Source organism: Nocardioides panzhihuensis (assembly GCF_013408335.1).
Classification (GTDB): domain Bacteria; phylum Actinomycetota; class Actinomycetes; order Propionibacteriales; family Nocardioidaceae; genus Nocardioides; species Nocardioides panzhihuensis.
Genome location: NZ_JACBZR010000001.1, coordinates 5,280,053 through 5,298,442, shown reverse-complemented (window position 1 = coordinate 5,298,442; position 18,390 = coordinate 5,280,053). Strand labels below are relative to the sequence as shown.

The 18,390-nt window shown below is 68.1% G+C and carries 14 protein-coding genes; 5 read left to right on the top strand and 9 right to left on the bottom strand.

What is annotated here, in order from left to right:
- Window positions 1–7 precede the first annotated feature (7 nt).
- On the top strand, window positions 8–616 hold the full coding sequence (locus tag BJ988_RS25110; protein WP_179660576.1) for an AAA family ATPase: 609 nt from the start codon (window positions 8–10) through the stop codon (window positions 614–616).
- A gap of 4 nt (window positions 617–620) precedes the next feature.
- Here BJ988_RS25110 and BJ988_RS25105 read toward each other — a convergent pair whose 3' ends face one another.
- The 4 genes from BJ988_RS25105 to BJ988_RS25090 form a co-directional block, all read right to left on the bottom strand.
- Entirely contained in the window at window positions 621–1,817 is a 1,197-nt protein-coding gene (locus tag BJ988_RS25105; RefSeq protein WP_218861101.1) for a hypothetical protein, read from the bottom strand.
- A gap of 12 nt (window positions 1,818–1,829) precedes the next feature.
- Window positions 1,830–2,945 carry a hypothetical protein gene (locus tag BJ988_RS25100; protein WP_179660574.1) on the bottom strand — a complete coding sequence of 372 codons (1,116 nt, stop codon included), beginning with the start codon at window positions 2,943–2,945 and terminating at the stop codon, window positions 1,830–1,832.
- Window positions 2,945–4,054 (bottom strand): hypothetical protein, encoded by a 1,110-nt coding sequence (locus tag BJ988_RS25095; RefSeq protein ID WP_179660573.1) that lies wholly within the window; start codon window positions 4,052–4,054, stop codon window positions 2,945–2,947. The genes BJ988_RS25100 and BJ988_RS25095 overlap by 1 nt, the downstream gene beginning before the upstream one ends.
- 103 nt (window positions 4,055–4,157) lie before the next feature.
- Window positions 4,158–5,093: a hydroxymethylglutaryl-CoA lyase gene (locus tag BJ988_RS25090; protein WP_179660572.1), complete on the bottom strand. Its 936-nt coding sequence runs from the start codon at window positions 5,091–5,093 to the stop codon at window positions 4,158–4,160.
- A gap of 264 nt (window positions 5,094–5,357) precedes the next feature.
- Between BJ988_RS25090 and BJ988_RS25085 the strand changes: the two genes are divergently transcribed.
- Genes BJ988_RS25085 through BJ988_RS25070 form a run of 4 tightly spaced genes read left to right on the top strand, consistent with a single transcriptional unit; the run spans window position 5,358 to window position 9,629 of the window.
- On the top strand, window positions 5,358–6,653 hold the full coding sequence (locus BJ988_RS25085; protein WP_179660571.1) for an extracellular solute-binding protein: 1,296 nt from the start codon (window positions 5,358–5,360) through the stop codon (window positions 6,651–6,653).
- Window positions 6,650–7,570, top strand: coding sequence for a carbohydrate ABC transporter permease (locus tag BJ988_RS25080; protein ID WP_179660570.1), 921 nt, complete (start codon window positions 6,650–6,652; stop codon window positions 7,568–7,570). Before BJ988_RS25085 ends, BJ988_RS25080 begins: the two co-directional genes overlap by 4 nt.
- Window positions 7,571–7,575: 5 nt before the next feature.
- Window positions 7,576–8,409, top strand: coding sequence for a carbohydrate ABC transporter permease (locus BJ988_RS25075; RefSeq protein WP_179660569.1), 834 nt, complete (start codon window positions 7,576–7,578; stop codon window positions 8,407–8,409).
- Between the two features lie 11 nt (window positions 8,410–8,420).
- A complete protein-coding gene (locus BJ988_RS25070; RefSeq protein ID WP_179660568.1) occupies window positions 8,421–9,629 on the top strand; it encodes an ABC transporter ATP-binding protein in 1,209 nt (402 codons plus the stop codon).
- A 67-nt stretch (window positions 9,630–9,696) separates the two neighbouring features.
- Here the strand turns inward: BJ988_RS25070 and BJ988_RS25065 are convergent, their stop codons facing one another.
- The 5 genes from BJ988_RS25065 to BJ988_RS25045 all read right to left on the bottom strand — a co-directional run bounded on the left by BJ988_RS25065 (window position 9,697) and on the right by BJ988_RS25045 (window position 18,327).
- Window positions 9,697–9,954 (bottom strand): hypothetical protein, encoded by a 258-nt coding sequence (locus tag BJ988_RS25065; protein ID WP_179660567.1) that lies wholly within the window; start codon window positions 9,952–9,954, stop codon window positions 9,697–9,699.
- Window positions 9,955–10,440: 486 nt separating this feature from the next.
- Complete coding sequence (locus BJ988_RS25060; protein ID WP_179660566.1) at window positions 10,441–14,166, bottom strand: carboxypeptidase regulatory-like domain-containing protein; 3,726 nt, start codon at window positions 14,164–14,166, stop codon at window positions 10,441–10,443.
- Complete coding sequence (locus BJ988_RS25055) at window positions 14,163–14,546, bottom strand: hypothetical protein (protein ID WP_179660565.1); 384 nt, start codon at window positions 14,544–14,546, stop codon at window positions 14,163–14,165. Before BJ988_RS25055 ends, BJ988_RS25060 begins: the two co-directional genes overlap by 4 nt.
- 359 nt (window positions 14,547–14,905) lie before the next feature.
- Entirely contained in the window at window positions 14,906–16,777 is a 1,872-nt protein-coding gene (locus BJ988_RS25050; RefSeq protein ID WP_179660564.1) for an acetyl/propionyl/methylcrotonyl-CoA carboxylase subunit alpha, read from the bottom strand.
- Between the two features lie 20 nt (window positions 16,778–16,797).
- The gene (locus tag BJ988_RS25045; protein WP_179660563.1) at window positions 16,798–18,327 is read right to left on the bottom strand and encodes a carboxyl transferase domain-containing protein; all 1,530 of its coding nucleotides are present in this window, start codon (window positions 18,325–18,327) and stop codon (window positions 16,798–16,800) included.
- Window positions 18,328–18,390: the final 63 nt, after the last annotated feature.

Genomic DNA, 18,390 nt, shown 5'->3' with positions numbered 1-18,390 from the left:
GCAGCAGATGACCCCCGACGCGAGCCTCACCCCGGTCAGCCCCGCCTGCCCCCCAGCAGAGATCGGGGAAAGGCCCCACCTGCTCCTCCTGGGCGGCGTACCCGGCGCCGGCAAGAGCACGCTGATCCGACAGGTGGCTGAGCGGAACCCCGCCGTACGGACCCTCGATCCCGAGACCTCGGCACGCTGGCTCGCGGCTCGGGTGCCACGGATTCCCTACCGTCTCTACCGGCCGGCGGTGCACCTGTGGCATGCGTTCGTGACCTTGGTGCTCGTGCTCGGCCCGACCCGCGATCGGCGGACGGTCCTCGTCCACGACCCCGCCACCCGGCCCCGGCGCCGCGCACTGCTCGGGCGGATCGCCCGGGCCCGCGGCTGGCGTACGTCGCTGGTCATGATCGACGTGCCTCGCGCGGTGGCGATCGACGGCCAGCAGGCACGCGGGCGGATGGTGCGCTCGACGTCGTTCGAGCGCCATTGGCACCGTTGGACCGACGATCAGCCGCGACTGCTGTGCGCGGCGACCTTCGGAGGCGCCGACGGCTCCTGGGATCGGGTCCACGTCGTCGATCGCGCCCGCGCCGGCGGACGGCTCGAGACGCTCCTGGTGGCCTAGGAGGCTAGCGCCGAACCAGGCGGTAGAGCCTGAGCACCGCTCGGCCCCACCAGCGCCGCTCGAGCCCCTCGCGGGCACGCTGCTTCGGCACCAGCGACCGGGTGTGGTCGAGCTCGGCGTGAAGCTCGGCGACCTCGTCCTCCAGCCGGGCCTCCGACTTACGCAGCCTGATGGCCTCTTGGAGCAGCGCGTCGATGGTGGCGACGCCGGCGTCGAGCACCTCGCGCGAGGAGATCGCGTCCGGGTCGATGAACGGCTTGCCTGCGAGGTCAGCGGGGACCAGCAGCTCCTCCAGCCCCCCGACCACGTCGTAGCCACGTCCCGCCAGCGCATCGACCCAGCTCTGGGACAGCGCCTCGACCCACGGCAGGATCGAGGGAGAGAGCGCCAGGCGCGCCGAGTCGCGGCGCTTGGCCAGGGTGCGGTGGGCCAGGAACTCACGTACGAACGGCCGGTAGTCGGCCGGCTCGATGACGGGCACGACCGCCAGGTTGATCTCGCGCAGCAGAGCTGCCTCGGGCACGCCGAGGGACGGGTTGCCGCGGTCGATCCCCTCGAAGTCGATGGTCAGGTCGTCGAGACCGAAGGCAGCCGAGAACCGCTCCCACAGCAGCGAGGAGGACGAGCCCGGCGGCGGGACGGTGATCAGGTGGACGCGCTCGGGCGCGATGCCCTGGGTCCACCGGTCGAGGATGTCGGGCAGCTCCTGGACACCCCAGAACCACGACCCGATCCGCCCCTCGCGATCTGGGTCGCGGATCTCCTCGAGGAACTCGGAGTAGGTGACCACGGAGCGGTGCTTGACGTTCTCCTGCCACTCCGCCGGGATCTGCCGGGCCAGGTCGCGCGCGGAGAGCATGATGTGGATCTCGGAGTCACCCATCGAGTCCAGCGCGTGCTTGGCCTGCTGCCAGGACGCGCTCGCCAGGATCTCGTGGGAGATGATCACGGTGCCGTTCTCGACGGCGCGCACCTTCTCGGCGAGCGCGTCCCAGGCACCGGTCGCCTCCTCCTCGATGCCGCCCCAGGGCAGGTCCATCAGGTCGAGGGCCGCCAGGAAATGAGCGTCGAAGCGGTCGGCGAAGTAGTGGACTCCCTGCTCAGCGAGGGATTCCCGGTTGTGGAACAGAACATCCTGAAGATAGGACGTGCCCGTCTTCGGGGTGCCGACGTGAAGCAGCACGCGCCGCCCAGTCTCCAACGTTCTACTCCTCTAAGGACGCCCCGCCAGCAATGACAACGCGAGCGCCAGCGCCCGGCGCTCGTCGGGACCCTGCGTCGCCGTCCCGGAGGGGAGCAGCCGGTCAGGGTCTCCGTGGAGAGCGTATCCGGCTTGCACCAGCGCATCACGTTGGGCCCGCGCCTGTGTTTCGACCCAATCAAAACTTTCTGCCGGGACCCCGACCTCCCGGGCTCCCGGGATGTGCGGTTCGAGCTTCTCCAACCGCGGTCGCAGCTCGTCGATGAGCAGCTTCCGCTGGGCCTCGAGATCGGTTCGTACGCAGAGGACCTGCCCGATCACCCGAGCGACCTCGTTCGCCTCGGCCGAGATCTCCCAAGGCCCCGGAACGCTGTCGACGCCGAGGAGGCCAGGGAGCAGAGCAGGGTCGGTGACGATCTCGACGCGGTCCTTCCCGACCCGATCGGCCCACCAACGGGCGATCCGGGGCAGGTCGGCACGGGGACCGAACCAGCCACGCCACTGGGCGTCGCGGATCCAGATGCTCCAGGGGTTGACCCGATTGGTGAAGGTGCGGAACTTCCACGCACCGGCGGCGACCTCGTCCAGCGGGCCACCGAGGACGTAGACGGTGTAGCCGTCGCCGTTGGGCAGCCTGCCCTGCCGCTCCAGCTCCTCGCGGATGGGCAGCGTGAGCCACGGCGAACCGACCAGACGGTAGGGAAACCTCTGCCGGTCGTCCGCTGACTCCTTGGGACGACGCGACCACCACCGCCGGCGCCGCACCGGGACGGCCTCCACGGTGTCGAGCAGGTCCTCGGCGAGCAGCACGCTCGCTGCCCGCAGCAGCTCCCGCGACGACAGCGTCGCCGGATCGACCGGCGGCGGGCCGTACGTCCTGGTCTCGGTGTCCCCGAGCAGAGGGAGGTCTCTGCGGCCACGGCCGGGAGGGCTCGTACGCAGCAGGGCATCGGCCCGCGAGGGCTCCACCGGGCCGGTCGCGTTGAGCCGACGCAGCAGCTCGAGCACCTCGGCACCCGGAAGGTGGGCGGCCATGAAGGGTGCGGCGGGCTCGGACCAGGATGTCCACGGCGTCGTACCGCCCTCGCGCAGGTGCGCGGCCCATCCCCAACCGCGGGACGCTGGCATCAGGTGCGTCGCCCCTTGACCCGCCTCATGACACCGGCAGCGCGGGACGCGACCGTACGCGGGGGCGGGGCGGTGCGGGCAGCCTCGACGACGACCGCGACCAGGGCGTCGATCGCCGCGTCGGCGACATCCTTGGTGCGCGGCGTGTCCGGGTCGACCCACGCGGCGTCGGCCGCGGGCCGGCGCGGGCGGAGGTCTTCGAGGTCGCCGGAGATGTCGACCTTGGCCAGCTCGGCCCACTCGATCCAGGACTCGGCGACCTGGTCGGCCCAGTCGAGGGCGGAGGGCGGGATGGTGACCCGCTCGCGACCGTCGCGGTGGGCGAGGGTGCGCTTGGCGATCACCTCGGTGACCATGTGGCGGTAGTCCTCACGCGGAAGCTCCTGCGACTCGAGCCGCGCGTTGAGCCGGCGCAGCAAAGTTGCCTCTGCGCGGCCGAGCGATTGGTTGTGTCGGTCGCTGTCGATCGGGGTCCAGGACTCCTCGATCCCGACGACCTCGCAGAACCGGCGCCAGAGCACCTCGCTCGGCGCCCCGTCGGGCGGCACGGTCACCAGGTGCACTCGCTCCGGCGGCAGGTTGCGACCCCACCGGCTGAGGACGTCGGGCAGGCCGTGCGTACGCCAGAACCAGGCTGCCGAGCGCGACTGCTTCGCCATCTGCATCCGCTCGAGGTAGCGCGCGAAGGTGACCTTGCGCTCGCGCTGCACCTGGTCCTGCCACTCCGCCGCCAGCACCCGGGCGATGTCGCGGGCGGTGTAGACGATGTGCACCTCGGTGCGTCCGCCCTCACCGAGGTCGGTCATCGCCTTCTCGACCCGGTCGGGCCGCGCCCCTGCGAAGAGGTGGTGACTGATGAGGATCGTCTCGGACTCGCTGCGGCGCACGCGCCTGACCAGCGTGTCCCACTCGCCGTGGACGGTCTTCCGCATCCCGCCCCACGGACGGTCGATCAGATCGAGCGCCGGCCGGAAGAAGTCGGGCTGACCGCCGACGGGGTAGAAGACGCCATGCTTCTCCAGGGACACCCGGTTGTGGAACAACCTGTCCTGGAGGTACGTCGTGCCCGTCTTCGGAGCGCCGACGTGGAGGAAGACTTTGCGCGCCATGATCCCGCTATTCTGCACCAAGTTAGTAGAGATTGTCGCGGCGGTCCGTCGATTGTCACCGGGCCGTCACTCTTGGGTGCAGTCTAGGGCTTGTGATCACCTTCTACGGCAGGGCACGTACGACGGCCGAAGGGCTCGGCCTGCCGAGGTGCTCAGCGAGCCAGCGGCTCGTGTCGACGACCTTGTCGAGATCGACGCCGTGCTCGATCCCGAGGCCGTCGAGCATCCAGAGCAGGTCCTCGGTCGCCAGGTTGCCGGTCGCGCTCTTGGCGTAGGGACAACCGCCCAGGCCGCCGGCACTGGCGTCGTAGGTGGTCACGCCGGACTGCAGTCCGGCCAGGGTGTTGGCCAGCGCCTGACCGTACGTGTCGTGGAAGTGCAGCGCGAGGCGGTCGGTCGTGACGCCGGCGTCTCCGAACGCCTGGATCAGTGCCTTCACGTGGCCTGCGGTCGCGACGCCGATCGTGTCCCCGAGGCTGAGCTCGTCGGCACCGAGATCGAAGAGCCGCTTGCCCGCCTCGACCACCTTCGCAATCTCGACCTGACCCTCCCAGGGGTCACCGAAGCACATCGACAGGTAGCCGCGGACGGTCATGCCTGCTGTCTTCGCGCGGTTCATCGTCGGCTCGAACATCGCCCACTGGCCGTCGAAGGTCTGGTTGAGGTTCTTGTTGGCGAACGTCTCGGTCGCGCTGCCGAAGATCGCGATGTGACGAAGCTCCAGTTCGAGGGCACGATCGAGCCCTTTCTCGTTAGGCACCAGCACCGGGAGCTCTCGCGCCCGGTCCCCCAGCCTGTCGACCAGCTCGGTCATCAGCTCCTTGGCGTCGGCCAGCTGCGGCACCCACTTCGGGTGCACGAAGCTAGTCGCCTCCACCGGACTCAGTCCGGCATCGAGCAGCCGGGTGATCAGGTCTGCCTTGACGCCGGTGTCGATCGCCGTCTTCTCGTTCTGGAGGCCGTCACGTGCACCGACCTCGTAGATCGTCACCTTCTGCGGCAGATCGGGCTGGGGCACGACGGCGGGGAGAGCACTCACCACTCAACCCTAGTCGAGCCGTAGCGGGTTGGGCAGGCCTCGACCCGGCGCCGACACGGCCGAGCACGACACGAGGCAAATGCGCTCGATCCGGGGGCTGCGGCAACAGACTGGCCAGACGGCAGAGCATGGACATCGACCGTTTTCAACGGTAGAACGTCGTGACAAGCATCACAGATCGGGGAGCGTGTTTTGAAGTACGCGAAGCGAGGGCGTGGCTCTACGAACCCGCCAGATCCAAGACGCCGACCTCCGGGCCGACGAATGATTGCGCAGGTCGCGGTGGCCGCATTGGCCGCCGGCGGACTCGCCGCATGCGGTGGGTCCAGCGATGCCGTCCTCAACTGGTACGTCAACCCCGACGGAGTCGCTGTCTTCGAGAAGTACGCCGACCAGTGCAGCACGGGCGACTACGACATCGAGGTCCAGCTGCTGCCGACGGGTGCCACCGATCAGCGCACCCAGCTCGCCCGACGGCTGGCCGCCGAGGACTCATCCACGGATCTGATGAACCTCGACCCGGTCTTCGTGCCCGAGTTCGCCAACGCCGGCTGGCTGAAGGAGGTCGAGGGCGACCTCGGCGACCGGATCATCGGCAGCACCGAGGGCGAGGGCGACTACCTCTCCGGCGCCGCCGAGACGGTGGTCTGGGAGGACAAGGCGTACGCGATCCCGTTGTGGGCGAACACGCAGATCCTCTGGTACCGAGAGTCGCTCGCGAAGGCCGCCGGACTGGACATGACCCAGCCGGTCACCTGGGAGCAGGTGATCAAGGCGGCCGCCGACAATGGCGGGTCGGTCGGCGTCCAGGCCGACAAGTACGAGGCGTACGTCGTCTGGATCAACGCTCTCGTCCAGGGCGCCGGGGGCGCGATCGTCTCCGACACCGAGGCGGGCCGGGACGCCAAGGTCGAGATCGACTCCGACGCAGGTCGCGAGGCCGCGACCGTCATCGAGATGCTCGCCGACTCGAGCGCGGCCCAACCCGATCTCAGCGTCTCGCGCGAAGGGACCAGCCTGGGCCAGATGTTCCCGAAGAACGGCCCGGGTGAGTTCATGACCAACTGGACCTTCGTCTACAAGAACTACGAGGGCGTGATCGACCAGCCGGGTGGCCCGACCAAGGAGCAGTTCGACGACCTGCGCTGGGCGCGCTATCCCGCGACGGTGGAGGGCGAGGTGTCCAAGCCGCCGGTCGGCGGCATCGACATCGGCGTCGGCGCGTTCTCGAAGCACCCGGAATGGGCCGCCGAGGCAGCCGAGTGCATCACCTCCGAGCAGGCGCAGGTCGACCTGGCGCTCGAGGCGGGGCTGATGCCCTCGACCAACGCTGCGTACGACGAGGTCGCCGCCAGCGGTGACTACCCCAAGGAGCTGATCGAGCTCTACCGGACCAGCGTCGACGAGGGTGGCCCTCGACCCAAGAGCGCCTACTACTCGATGATCTCCGGCGCGATCCAGTCGACCTGGCACTCGCCGGAGTCGGTCGATCCCGACACGACGCCCGAGGAGTCCGCGGCCTATCTGGAGGACGTGCTGGAAGGGAAGTCCCTCCTATGAGCGCCGTTGCCGCCCCCAAGAGCAAGCCGGTGATGAGCGACCGGGCCCGCGCCGAGAACCGGCTCGGCCAGAAGCTGGTCGCCCCGGCCATCGTGCTGATGCTGCTCGTGACGGCCTTCCCGATGCTGCGAGCCATCTACCTGTCGACCTTCGACTACGCGCTGACCGCGCCCGAAGAGCGTGCGTTCATCGGGCTGAGCAACTACCTCACCGCGCTCACCGACCCACTGTTCTGGCAGACCACCGGTGTCACCGTGCTCTACATGGTGGTCACGGTGGCGGTCGAGCTGGTCATCGGGTTCATCTTCGCCATGGTGATGCATCGGGTGATCTTCGCCCGGGGCGTGATCCGGACCTCGATCCTGGTGCCCTACGGCATCATCACCGTCGTATCGGGCTTCGCCTGGCAGTTCGCGTTCTCATTCCAGAACGGGTTCATCAACGGGTGGCTGCCGTTCGTGGGTGACGACTTCAACTGGTTCGGCCAGACCGGGTCGGCAGTCGTCGCGATCATGGTCTCCGAGATCTGGAAGACCACTCCCTTCATGTCGCTGCTGCTGCTCGCCGGCCTGGCTCAGGTCAGCGACGACATGATCGAGGCGGCGAAGGTCGACGGAGCGACGTGGACCCAACGGCTCACCAAGGTGATCCTGCCGAACATGCGTGCAGCGATCATGGTCGCCGTCCTGTTCCGTGCGCTCGATGCGTACCGGATCTTCGACAACATCTTCGTGATGACCTCAGGAGCGGTGCGGACCGAGTCGATCAGCTTCCTCACCTATCGCCAGACCATCGAGCAGTTCCAGCTCGGCATGGGTTCGGCGTTGTCGGTGCTCCTTTTCCTATCCGTTCTGGTGGTCGCCTTCTTGATCGTCAGACTCTTCCGCGTCGACCTGGCGCAGGCTCGACAAGGGTGATCGGGATGAAGAACCGTATCGGCATCGTCATCGGCTGCCTCCTGATCCTCGTCTGGTGCCTCCTCCCGGTGGCCTGGATCATCTCGCTGTCCTTCAAGTCCGAGGCCGCGATCACCAACGGCAGCCCCGGCTTCTTCCCGGCCGCCGGCGGTGGCGCGGGCTGGGACAACTACGTGGCCGTGTGGGACAACGAGCAGTTCCGGCGGGCGATCTTCAACTCGATCGGGATCAGCCTGATCGCGACGACGTTGTCGGTCATCGTGGCCACCTTGGCGGCGTACGCGATCGCTCGGCTGGAGTTCCGTGGCAAGAAGGCGGTGCTGACCATCGCGTTGGCGATCGCGATGTTCCCGGTGGTCTCGCTCGTGGGCCCGCTGTTCGACATGTGGCGGGCCATCGGTCTCTACGACACCTGGCCGGGACTGATCATCCCCTACATGTCCTTCACGCTGCCGCTGGCGATCTGGACCCTGTCTGCCTTCTTCCGCGAGATCCCGTGGGAGCTGGAGCAGGCCGCCCAGGTCGATGGCGCCACCTCGTGGCAGGCCTTCCGCAAGGTGATCGTGCCGCTGGCAGCGCCAGGCGTCTTCACCGCGGCGATCCTGACGTTCTTCTTCGCGTGGAACGACTTCGTCTTCGGCATCTCGCTCACCTCGACCGAGAACGCCCGACCGATCCCGGCATCGCTGTCCTTCTTCGTCGGCGCCGACCCGTTCAACCGGCCGGCCTCCCTGCTGGCCGCGGGAGCGGTCATCGCCACGATCCCGATCATCGTCATCGTCCTGATTTTCCAGCGCAAGATCGTCGCCGGTCTCACCTCCGGCGCAGTGAAGGGATAGGTGCTGCTGCCATGGCCGCTATCACCATGAACCACATCGTCAAGAAGTACGGCGACGGCTTCCCGGCCGTGAACGACATCTCCATCGACGTGGCCGACGGGGAGTTCATGATCCTCGTCGGACCTTCGGGCTGCGGTAAGTCCACCCTGCTGCGCATGATCGTCGGCCTCGAGGACATCACCTCGGGCGACATGATGATCGGCGACCGCCGGGTCAACGACCTCGCCCCGCGGGATCGCAACCTCGCGATGGTCTTCCAGAACTATGCCCTCTATCCCCACCTCACCGTCTACGAGAACATCGCCTTCCCGCTGCGGCTGGCCAAGGTGCCGGACGACGAGCTCGACAAGCTGGTCCGCGACGCGGCATCCACGCTCGAGCTCGACGAGCACCTCGATCGCAAGCCCGGCAATCTGTCCGGCGGCCAGCGGCAGCGGGTCGCCATGGGGCGGGCTATCGTCCGGCAGTCCGACGCCTTCCTCTTCGACGAGCCGCTGTCGAACCTCGACGCCAAGCTGCGTGGCCAGATGCGCACCGAGATCGCCCGGCTGCAGAAGCGGCTCGGCATCACCACCGTCTACGTCACCCACGACCAGACCGAGGCCATGACGCTGGGCGACCGGGTCGCCGTGCTCAAGCGCGGCGTCCTTCAGCAGCTGGCGACCCCGCGCGAGCTCTACGAGAACCCGGGCAACCTGTTCGTGGCCGGCTTCATCGGCTCCCCGCCGATGAACTTCCTGCCGGCCACGGTCAAGGGCTCCACGGTCGAGCTCCCGTTCGGCAGCGTGGAGATCCCTGCCGAGAAGGCCGAGGCCGCCGCCGGGCACGGTCTGCTCATCGCCGGTATCCGCCCCGAGCACTTCGAGGACGCCTCCGTGGCCTCGAGCTCCGGGCGCACCGGCTCGACCTTCTCGACCAAGGTCGACGCCGTGGAGTGGCTGGGCAACGAGACCTACGCCTACATCCCCTTCGAGGCTCCGGACGAGGTCAGGGCCCAGCTCCAGCAGCTCGAGAAGGACCTGGACGGAGAGGGTCTGCGCACCCAGCTCGTCGTCTCGCTCGACGGCTCCAGCCGGATCGCGGAGGGTCAGGACGCCGAGATCTGGGTTGACGGCCGACGCATCCACCTCTTCGACCCTTCGACCGGCGAGAACCTCACCGTCGACCACGAGCACGCCGGGCGCATCCTGGGTGCCGAGGTCGACTCGGGCAAGGCCTGACTCGGAGCGGTTCAACCTCGAGCGCCCCTGACTCACTGAGTCAGGGGCGCTTGTGGTGAGCCCTCAGTCAATCGGCAACCCGGCAGCCACGAGGAGCGTCTGGAAACGTCAGGCTGGCAACGATCCAATCCGTATACATATCGATCCGCAGCCGGACGCGGACATTGTCATTCGCTTTGGTCAACGTCGTAATCACCGGACCGGTCACACCATCCTCCGACTCACCGCGGACGCCAGTCTCATCAGTCCACCCGCGGGCAACCATCGACTGCACGATCTCGGAATATCCAGAACGAATCTCCGGAAGCACGGTGTTCAGATCCACCGCGACTCCATCCCGAGTGGCCTTCGCAGTCCAGTGCTTCCCGGCATCGAGTTGAAACAGATCTCCGTACTCATCGATCGCACACGGAGAGACTCGGGCAGGCTCGTCCGACGGGACTCTTGGTGGATCCTGAATCGAGTTGAGGTCATCCAACGCGGGGCCAACGTCATCTTCCATACGGAAAGTGCATCTGCATCGGTGACCGTCGTCTGACGGTCACGCGCATTGCCTGAGTGGTTGGTCAGCGCAACCAGCAAGATCGGCTCGGCAACCAGCACCGCGACAACCAGCACGGCGACAACCGATACTGCCGCCACAGCGACTTTGTGAATGGTTCTCATCTACCGCGACCCATTGCTCTCTCAATTCGCACGATCCAGGCCTTCACCGCGGTCGGCGACGGCATCAGTTGCCTTTCCGCCATGACTTTCAGCGCAACGGATTGATGCCCGGGGCGCCGGGGCACCCCGGGCATCATGATGGGAACTACCGCAGCCGGTCGCTGACGTCGACCGGAACGGTCGCGGTCTTGTAGCCGTCCGCGACGACGGTCACCACCAATCGCAAGGCGTAGTTCTTGTGGCGGTCACGCACCTCGAAACTGGCATCGGTGCCGACCTCCTTGAACGTGTCAGCGCTCGGCTCTGCGGCGGGGGAGCGAACCTGCCACGAGTAGGTCACGGTCGCACCCGCCGGCGCATCCGTCGACGCGGTGAGCGTGCTCCCGATACGTACGTCGCCAGCGACCTTCGGCTCGAGGACGAGGTCACCGAGCTCGACCGAGACCGTCGGCTTCGAGACCGCCGTACCCGGCTCCCACGTCTCCTTGGTGGCCGAGACCTTCACGGAGAAGGTATGACCGTGATCGTTCGGGTTGAGCAGATAGCTCGCCCCGGTGGCGCCGGCGATGGCCTCACCGTCGCGCAGCCACTGGTAGCCGTACGTCACCCCGTCGGTGCTCCAGGTGCCGGGGTCGACGCCGAGCGTCTCGCCCACCTTCGGCACACCGGTCACCACCGGCGGCTGGGAGCTGACGAGCGGGCCGTGTGACACGGAGATGGTCTGCGAGTCGGCATTCCCCGCGACGTACCCCTCCTTCGTCGCGGTCACCCGGACTCCGACCCGGTGACCCGCGTCGGCATCCGCAAGGACGTACGTCTCCGCCACCGCGCCGTCGATCGCCTGACCGTCGCGGAGCCACTCGTAGGTGTGGGTCACGCCATCGGTGTCCCACTCGCCGCTGGTCGCGGCGAGCTTCTCCCCGACGATCCCGGTGCCCTCGATGGTGGGAGCTGCGGTATTGGTCACGACCGGGCGCTGCATCTGGATGTCGCGCACGACCTGTTCGGCGTCGGTCACCGTGAACTCCTTGGAGAAGGTGGTGACGTGGATGCCGTCGTAGGCGTCGGCCCGGATGCGGTAGGTCCCGGGATCCAGAGCACCGGTCGCGTAGCGTCCGGACTCGTCGGTCCAGGCCTCCCCCGTGTATTCCCAGCCCGAGCCGCCGTCGCGCTCGATCATGACGTACTCCCAGGCGTGCGGGGTGCCGTCGTGGTGCGTCACGACACCCGTGGCGCGGGCCCCCAGCGCGAGCTCGGCGTTCGCGGTGGTGGTCTCGCGGAGGTTCACCGTCACGACGTCGGCCTCGTCGAAGGATGACTTGTCGCTGAACCACTCGGGGCGGTGTCCGGCGTTGCTGGTGAACTCCAAACGGTAGGTGCCGGACGGAAGTCCGCGGACTGTGTAGTTCCCGTCCACCTCGACGTATCCCTGGCCGGACCACTCGAAGCCGTCCGCCGTGTAGGCCGTGACATAGGCGTCTCGGATCGGCTGCCCGTCGGCGTCGCGGAGAGTTCCGGTGACTCGACCACCGACGTGCACCTGGAGATCCTCGACGGCAGCCGTGCCCGCCACGACATCGACGAGTCGATAGGGCTCCTCATCGGTGTAGAGGTAGTCGTCGTTGAGCGAGAAGCTCACCTGATGGGGGCCGGCTCGGAGTCCGTCGAGACGGTAGGTGCCATCAGCACCGGTGGTGACGGAGCCGGCCTCATCCCAGGTGTCGGTGCGGTAGGCCTCGACGGTGACTCCGGCGACCGGGTTTCCCGCATCATCGGTGACTGCCCCCGTGATGACCTCCGCGCCGGCGTCGCTGGCGAGAGCGACATCGATCGGACCCGACTCACCGGCGATCACGTCCGTGGCACGCTCGACGGTGGCAGCATCCCGGTAGTACTCCCGTGCGAAGTTCCCTTCGTTGTCGACGAACCCGATCCGGTACGTCGCGCCGGCGGCCAAGCCGTCGAAGCTGTAGCTCCCGGTCGTGGTGGTGGTGTCCCAGCCGACCGAATCCCACCAGACGGAGCCACTGCCGTCGTCCTGGGCCTGGTAGAGCGACACGTCGATGCCGCGCAGAGGCTCCCCGGACTCGTCGGTCACCGTACCGGCGATCGAGGTGCCGGCCGTCAGATCTGCGTCGGCCGTGAGCGTGTTGGCGCCCGATACGACCAGGTCGGTCGCCTCGCTGAGGGATGAGGCGTTGTCGTAGTACTCACCGATCGCGGCCGACTCCCCGGGCGCGAACCTCAGACGGTAGGCCCCATCGCGGAGACCGTCGAAGGCGTAGTGACCACTTTCGTCGACCGAGAGGTCCGAGGTGAACGTCCAGTCGCCGCCTTCGTTGGCGTAGAGGAAGACGTTGATGTCCCCGGTCGGGCTACCGGCCACGGTCACGGTGCCCTCGATCGAGCCGCCCTGGCTCAGGGCTGCGTCGATGCCCGAGACGACGGCGGAGCCGGCCACGACGACGTCCGTCGCCTGCTCGATGCTGGTCGCGTTGTCGTAGTACTCGGTGACGAGCCCTGTCTCGTGGTCCTTGAACTCGATGCGATAGCTGCCGTTCGGCACGTGCAGGCGGTAGCTGCCGTCCTCGCCGGTCCGGGCGGACGCCACCCCGTCCCACACCGTTCCGCTACCTTCATCGACCAGCTGACGAGCCGTGACGTAGGTACCCGAAACCGGACGGCCGGAATCGTCGGTCACCTGTCCGGCGATCTGTCCGTTCGCCGCGATGACGGCACCGACCCCGGAGCGGGTCTCGTCGAGAGCCACCGTCAGCGTCTCGGCAGCCTTGACTGTGGTTGCATCGTTGTAGAACTCCGCTTGCCACAGGATCGGGTCCTGATCGTTCCTGGAGTCCTGCCGGAACCCGACGCGGTAGTCCCCTGCGGGCAGGTAGAGGCGGTAGTTGCCGTCCGCATCAGTGCTCACCTGGCGGTAGCTCTCCCAGAATCCGTGGACCTGCCCGTCTCCCCAATCCTCCTCATAGAACTTGTAGGAGGTGACGACGAGGCCGGCGATCGCCTCACCCGTGGTGCTGGCGACATGCCCGGAGATGATGCCGTTGGGCGCTTCGGCAAGCTCCCGGTCGATCCCGGGGACGGTGGATCCTCGCGTGACGACGACATCGGTCGCCTCTTCTACGGTGGCGCCACCGTGATAGGCCCGCTCCCAACGGTCGTCGCTGTCGACGGGCGGAGTTCCCTCTCCGCTGCGGTCGCCGGAGTTGAACAAGACGCGGTAGGTCCCAGCGGGCACGTGCATCTGATACGTGCCGTCGGTGGCCGTCTTCGCGAACCCAACAGGGTTGTCCCAGCCGTAGGGCTCGTCGTAGGCGAGCGCCTCGAGACGGATCCCTGCAAGCGGACCGGCACCGGCACCTGTCACCGTGCCCGAGATGATGCTGTTGCGTACGAGCTGCAGATCTGCGGTCACCGGGCCGTCGGTGACGGCGATGTCGGCGCCGTCACCCACTGTCCCGGCGTTCGAGCCGTAGAACGCCTCGGGATAGTCCGATCCGACCGGTCGGACTCCGAGCCGATAGGTGTCGGCGCTCGTGGGGAGCTCGTAGGTGCCGTCGGCGGCGGTCGTGGTGGTGAGCCACTCCGACTCGTTCGCGTTGGTGTAGCACAAGGACCAGTAGCCGTACGGCCCCTCGCCCCAGTCCTCCTCGTAGTAGCAGTAGACGGTGACCTCAGCGCCTGCAATCGGGGCACCAGTGTCGGCATCGACGACGTGGCCGGTGATGCCCGGCCCGTCGAGGGCGGCTGCCGGGGCGGCGCCACCGATGACCGCCATCATGCCGGCGGCGAGCAGCACGGCCAGCGCACCGGCCAGTGCTCTCAATGTCTTCAATGTCTTGTCTCTCTTCACCAGTGACGCGTCGGGATCTTGACCCCGGCGCACGTCGAATCCGGGTCGTCGGCCATGCCGTCGACCAGCCATGTGCCGTCGTTCTCGACGATCCCGATGACGACAGGAGCGATCTCTCGATACTCGGTGGACGGGTCCTTCTCGGACACCTGCGACCAGCCGCCCTTCCAGATGCAGGCCTTCACCAGACGGATTCCTTCCTCGTCCGGCGCAGCGACCGACGTCACCGTCGCAGGCAGCGGCCCTGGGAACCAACGGCCACGGTCGCGGCGGGTGTAGTGGTCCATCCGGTCGAGTCCGCCCGGCGTCACCACGCTGCGGGCAGCGTCGACGTCGCCGGTGTTGACCACCTTCCCGAACGCCTTGGCCCACGCGTTCACCGCGGCCGTCTCAGGCCGAGATCGCGCCTGAGCCGCCGTCGAGGCGACCATCTTCGGGTGCTTGGTCGGAGCCTGCGTCGCCGAACCGGACTCCTCCGGCGTAGGCGAACCGGATGGGTCGCCAGTTCGGCTAGCAGCGCTCGAAGCGGCTCCGGTCCGCGTCGACTCATCGACGCCACCACACCCGTTGGTCAACAACAACAGCGGTAGAACGACGACGACAGCCGCAGGCCTGCCCCATCCGCGCAACGAATCTCCTTGATATGGGACCTACCTCGAACAACGCCCCGAGTGCAACGCAACTATGGGACGGGTCGGGACAAGCCAGAGCAAAGAGATTTACCCCTGCGGGTAACAAATCAGGCGGATTCCGCCTCCACCACGAACAGCTCTGCCCCGAGGGGCACCTGAGATCCCCGGGAGGCGCCGACGACGGTGACCGTGCCGGCGAAGGGGGCCTTGAGGGAGACCTCCATCTTCATCGCCTCCAGGACACCGAGGACCTGGCCCTCCTCGACCTGGTCGCCGACCTGGACGCGTACGTCGATGACGGTGCCGGGCATCTTGGCCTCGACGGCACCGTCGCTGTGGTGGGCGGCGGCACCGGCGACGCGGTCGGGCGGGGAGAGGTCGAAGCGCTGGCCCTGGTGGACGATCTCGGCGAGACCGGGCTGGACGTTGACGGCCGCCCAGTGGCGTACGCCGTCGACGACGGCCACGAGGACGTGGTCGGCCGCGCTGATCTGCCGGACGAGGTGACTGGCGCCATCGCTGGCGACGCGGCCGGAGGGGCGGTCGACGGTGACGCTGCGGTCGAGGTCGACGATGGTCGGCGCCGGGGAGCCGGCCAGCCGCCAGCCGTCGGCGCGGAACGGCGTCGTGGTGTCCGAGACCGCCGAGATCATCGCGCTGATCCAGGCGACGAGCGTGCGCGGCACGTCGGCGTCGGGGGCGGGCACCTCGTTGCGGTCGAGCCAGGCGGTGTCGATCTCCGCGTCGCGGAAGGCGTCGGAGGCTGCCAGGACACGTAGGAAGCCGGTGTTGGTGGTCAGGCCGAGGACGGCGGTCGTGTCGAGCGCCTTGACCATCGCCGCCCGGGCCTCCTCGCGGTCGGCACCGTGGACGATGATCTTGGCGAGCATCGGGTCGTAGGCGGTCGAGACGACCTGCTCGCTCTCCAGCGCGTGCTCGACGCGCGCACCGGACGGCCAGCGGACGATCGAGGTGCGGCCGGCCTGCGGCAGGAAGCCCTCGAAGGCGTCCTCTGCATAGACGCGGACCTCGATGGCGTGGCCGTCGACGCGTACGTCGTCCTGGGTGATGCCGAGCGATTCACCCGCCGCGACGCGAAGCTGGAGGGCCACGAGGTCGACGCCTGTGATCTCCTCCGTGACCGGGTGCTCCACCTGGAGACGGGTGTTCATCTCCAGGAAGTAGGCCTCGCCGGTGGCGTCGTCGAGCAGGAACTCGACGGTCCCGGCACCGGTGTAGCCGACCTGCTTCGCGAGCGCGACGGCGCTGGTCAGGACCAGGTCTCGCTGCGCGGCGGTCAGCGTGGGAGCGGGCGCCTCCTCGATCACCTTCTGGTGACGGCGCTGGACGGAGCAGTCGCGCTCGAAGAGGTGGATGACGTTGCCGTGGGTGTCGCCGAAGACCTGCACCTCGATGTGGCGGCCACGCTCGACGTACTTCTCGATCAGCAGGGTCTCGTCGCCGAACGCGCTCAGCGCCTCGCGGGCGGCCGCCGCGCGGGCCTCGTCGAGCTCCTCGGGCGAGCGGACGATGCGCATGCCCTTGCCGCCACCCCCGGCCGCGGCCTTGACCAGCAGCGGGTAGGGGCTGTCCTCGCCACGCGGCACCACAGGTACGCCGGCAGCGACCGCGATCTCCCGGGCCGCGTCCTTTCGGCCCATCTGCTCGATGACCTCGGGTGTCGGACCGACCCAGGTCAGCCCGGCCTTCGCCACCGCTCGCGCGAACTCGGCCCGCTCGGAGAGGAACCCGTAGCCCGGGTGGACCGCCTCGGCACCTGCCTCGGCGGCAGCGCTCACCACCGCGTCGGCGTCGAGGTAGGACGAGACCTCGACGGCCTCGTCGGCGTCGCGTACGTGGGGGGCGTCCGCGTCGAGCGCGGTGTAGATCGCGACCGTCCGGATCCCCAGCTCACGACAGGTGCGAAAGACCCGCCGCGCGATCTCGCCGCGGTTGGCGACCAGAACACTCTCAAACATCCCGGGCTCAAACATTCCAGTCACATCCTGAAGATTCCGTAGCGCGGCTCGGGCGTGGGCGCGTTCGCCGCCACCGCGAGCCCCATCGCCAGCACCCGGCGGGTGTCGGCGGGGTCGATGATGCCGTCGTCCCAGAGCCGCGCGGTGGCGTAGTAGGGCGAGCCCTGGGTCTCGTACTGGTCCCGGATCGGCGCCTTGAACTCCTCGTCGTCCGGCTTGCCGGCGACCGTCGCGAGCACCGATGCGGCCTGCTCGCCGCCCATGACCGAGATCCGCGCGTTGGGCCACATCCACAGGAATCGCGGGTCGTAGGCACGCCCGCACATGCCGTAGTTGCCGGCGCCGTAGGAGCCGCCGATGACGACGGTGAACTTCGGGACCACCGAGCAAGCGACGGCGGTGACGAGCTTGGCGCCGTCGCGGGCGATGCCCTTGTTCTCGTACTCCTTGCCGACCATGAACCCGGTGATGTTCTGCAGGAACACCAGCGGGATGCCGCGCTGGTTGCACAGCTCCACGAAGTGGGCACCCTTGAGCGCCGACTCGGAGAAGAGGATGCCGTTGTTGGCGACGATGCCGACCGGCTGCCCCTCGATGTGGGCGAACCCGCAGACCAGCGTCTCGCCGTAGAGCTGCTTGAACTCCTGCAGCTTGGACCCGTCGACGATGCGGCGGATCACCTCGCGTACGTCATAGGGGGTCTTGGTGTCGGCGGGCACCACGTCAGCGAGCGTCTCGGGGGACTCGACAGGCTCGTCGTAGGCCTCGACGGGCCTCGCCTCCTGGGCGGGGAGCGTCGAGACGATGCCGCGGACGATCTCGAGCGCGTGCTTGTCATCGTCGGCGAGGTGGTCGACGACACCAGACTTCGACGCGTGGACGAGACCACCGCCGAGCTCCTCAGCGGTGACCTCCTCGCCGGTGGCCGCCTTCACCAGCGGCGGGCCGCCGAGGAAGATCGTGCCCTGGTCGCGCACGATCACGGTCTCGTCGCTCATCGCCGGGACGTAGGCGCCGCCGGCGGTGCACGAGCCCATCACAGAGGCGATCTGCGGGATGCCGCGCGCCGACATGTTGGCCTGGTTGAAGAAGATCCGCCCGAAGTGCTCGCGGTCCGGGAAGACCTCGTCCTGCTTCGGCAGGAACGCGCCCCCGGAGTCGACGAGGTAGATGCACGGGAGATTGTTCTCTGCCGCGATCGTCTGTGCCCGCAGGTGCTTTTTGACGGTCAGCGGGTAGTAGGTGCCACCCTTCACGGTGGCGTCGTTCGCGACGACCATGCACTTGCGGCCGTTCACCAGCCCGATCCCGGCGACCACTCCCGCCGACGGCACCGCCCACTCGTCCGCGTCGTCGTACATCCCGTACGCCGCCAGCGGAGCCACCTCGAGGAACGGCGACCCGGGGTCGAGGAGCCCGTCCACCCGGTCGCGCGGGAGCAGCTTGCCCCGGTCGGTGTGCCGTTGCCGGGAGCGTTCGCTCCCGCCTTGCCGTACGCGCTCGAGCCGCTCACGCAGCTCGTCGGTGAGCTCCCGCAGGTTTGCTGCCATGAGGTCGAGGTTAACGGTTATTAACCTCCGGTGACAAGAGCCCGTCGCGTGGCAGTCCGACTG

Bases quoted from the DNA above. Each gene is read 5' to 3' on its own strand.
- BJ988_RS25075 (WP_179660569.1), top strand. From the start codon at position 7,576: ATGAAGAACCGTATCGGCATCGTCATCGGCTGCCTCCTGATCCTCGTC.
- BJ988_RS25050 (WP_179660564.1), bottom strand. From the start codon at position 16,777: ATGTTTGAGAGTGTTCTGGTCGCCAACCGCGGCGAGATCGCGCGGCGG.
- BJ988_RS25110 (WP_179660576.1), top strand. From the start codon at position 8: ATGACCCCCGACGCGAGCCTCACCCCGGTCAGCCCCGCCTGCCCCCCA.
- BJ988_RS25080 (WP_179660570.1), top strand. From the start codon at position 6,650: ATGAGCGCCGTTGCCGCCCCCAAGAGCAAGCCGGTGATGAGCGACCGG.
- BJ988_RS25085 (WP_179660571.1), top strand. From the start codon at position 5,358: ATGATTGCGCAGGTCGCGGTGGCCGCATTGGCCGCCGGCGGACTCGCC.
- BJ988_RS25100 (WP_179660574.1), bottom strand. From the start codon at position 2,945: ATGCCAGCGTCCCGCGGTTGGGGATGGGCCGCGCACCTGCGCGAGGGC.
- BJ988_RS25045 (WP_179660563.1), bottom strand. From the start codon at position 18,327: ATGGCAGCAAACCTGCGGGAGCTCACCGACGAGCTGCGTGAGCGGCTC.
- BJ988_RS25095 (WP_179660573.1), bottom strand. From the start codon at position 4,054: ATGGCGCGCAAAGTCTTCCTCCACGTCGGCGCTCCGAAGACGGGCACG.
- BJ988_RS25070 (WP_179660568.1), top strand. From the start codon at position 8,421: ATGGCCGCTATCACCATGAACCACATCGTCAAGAAGTACGGCGACGGC.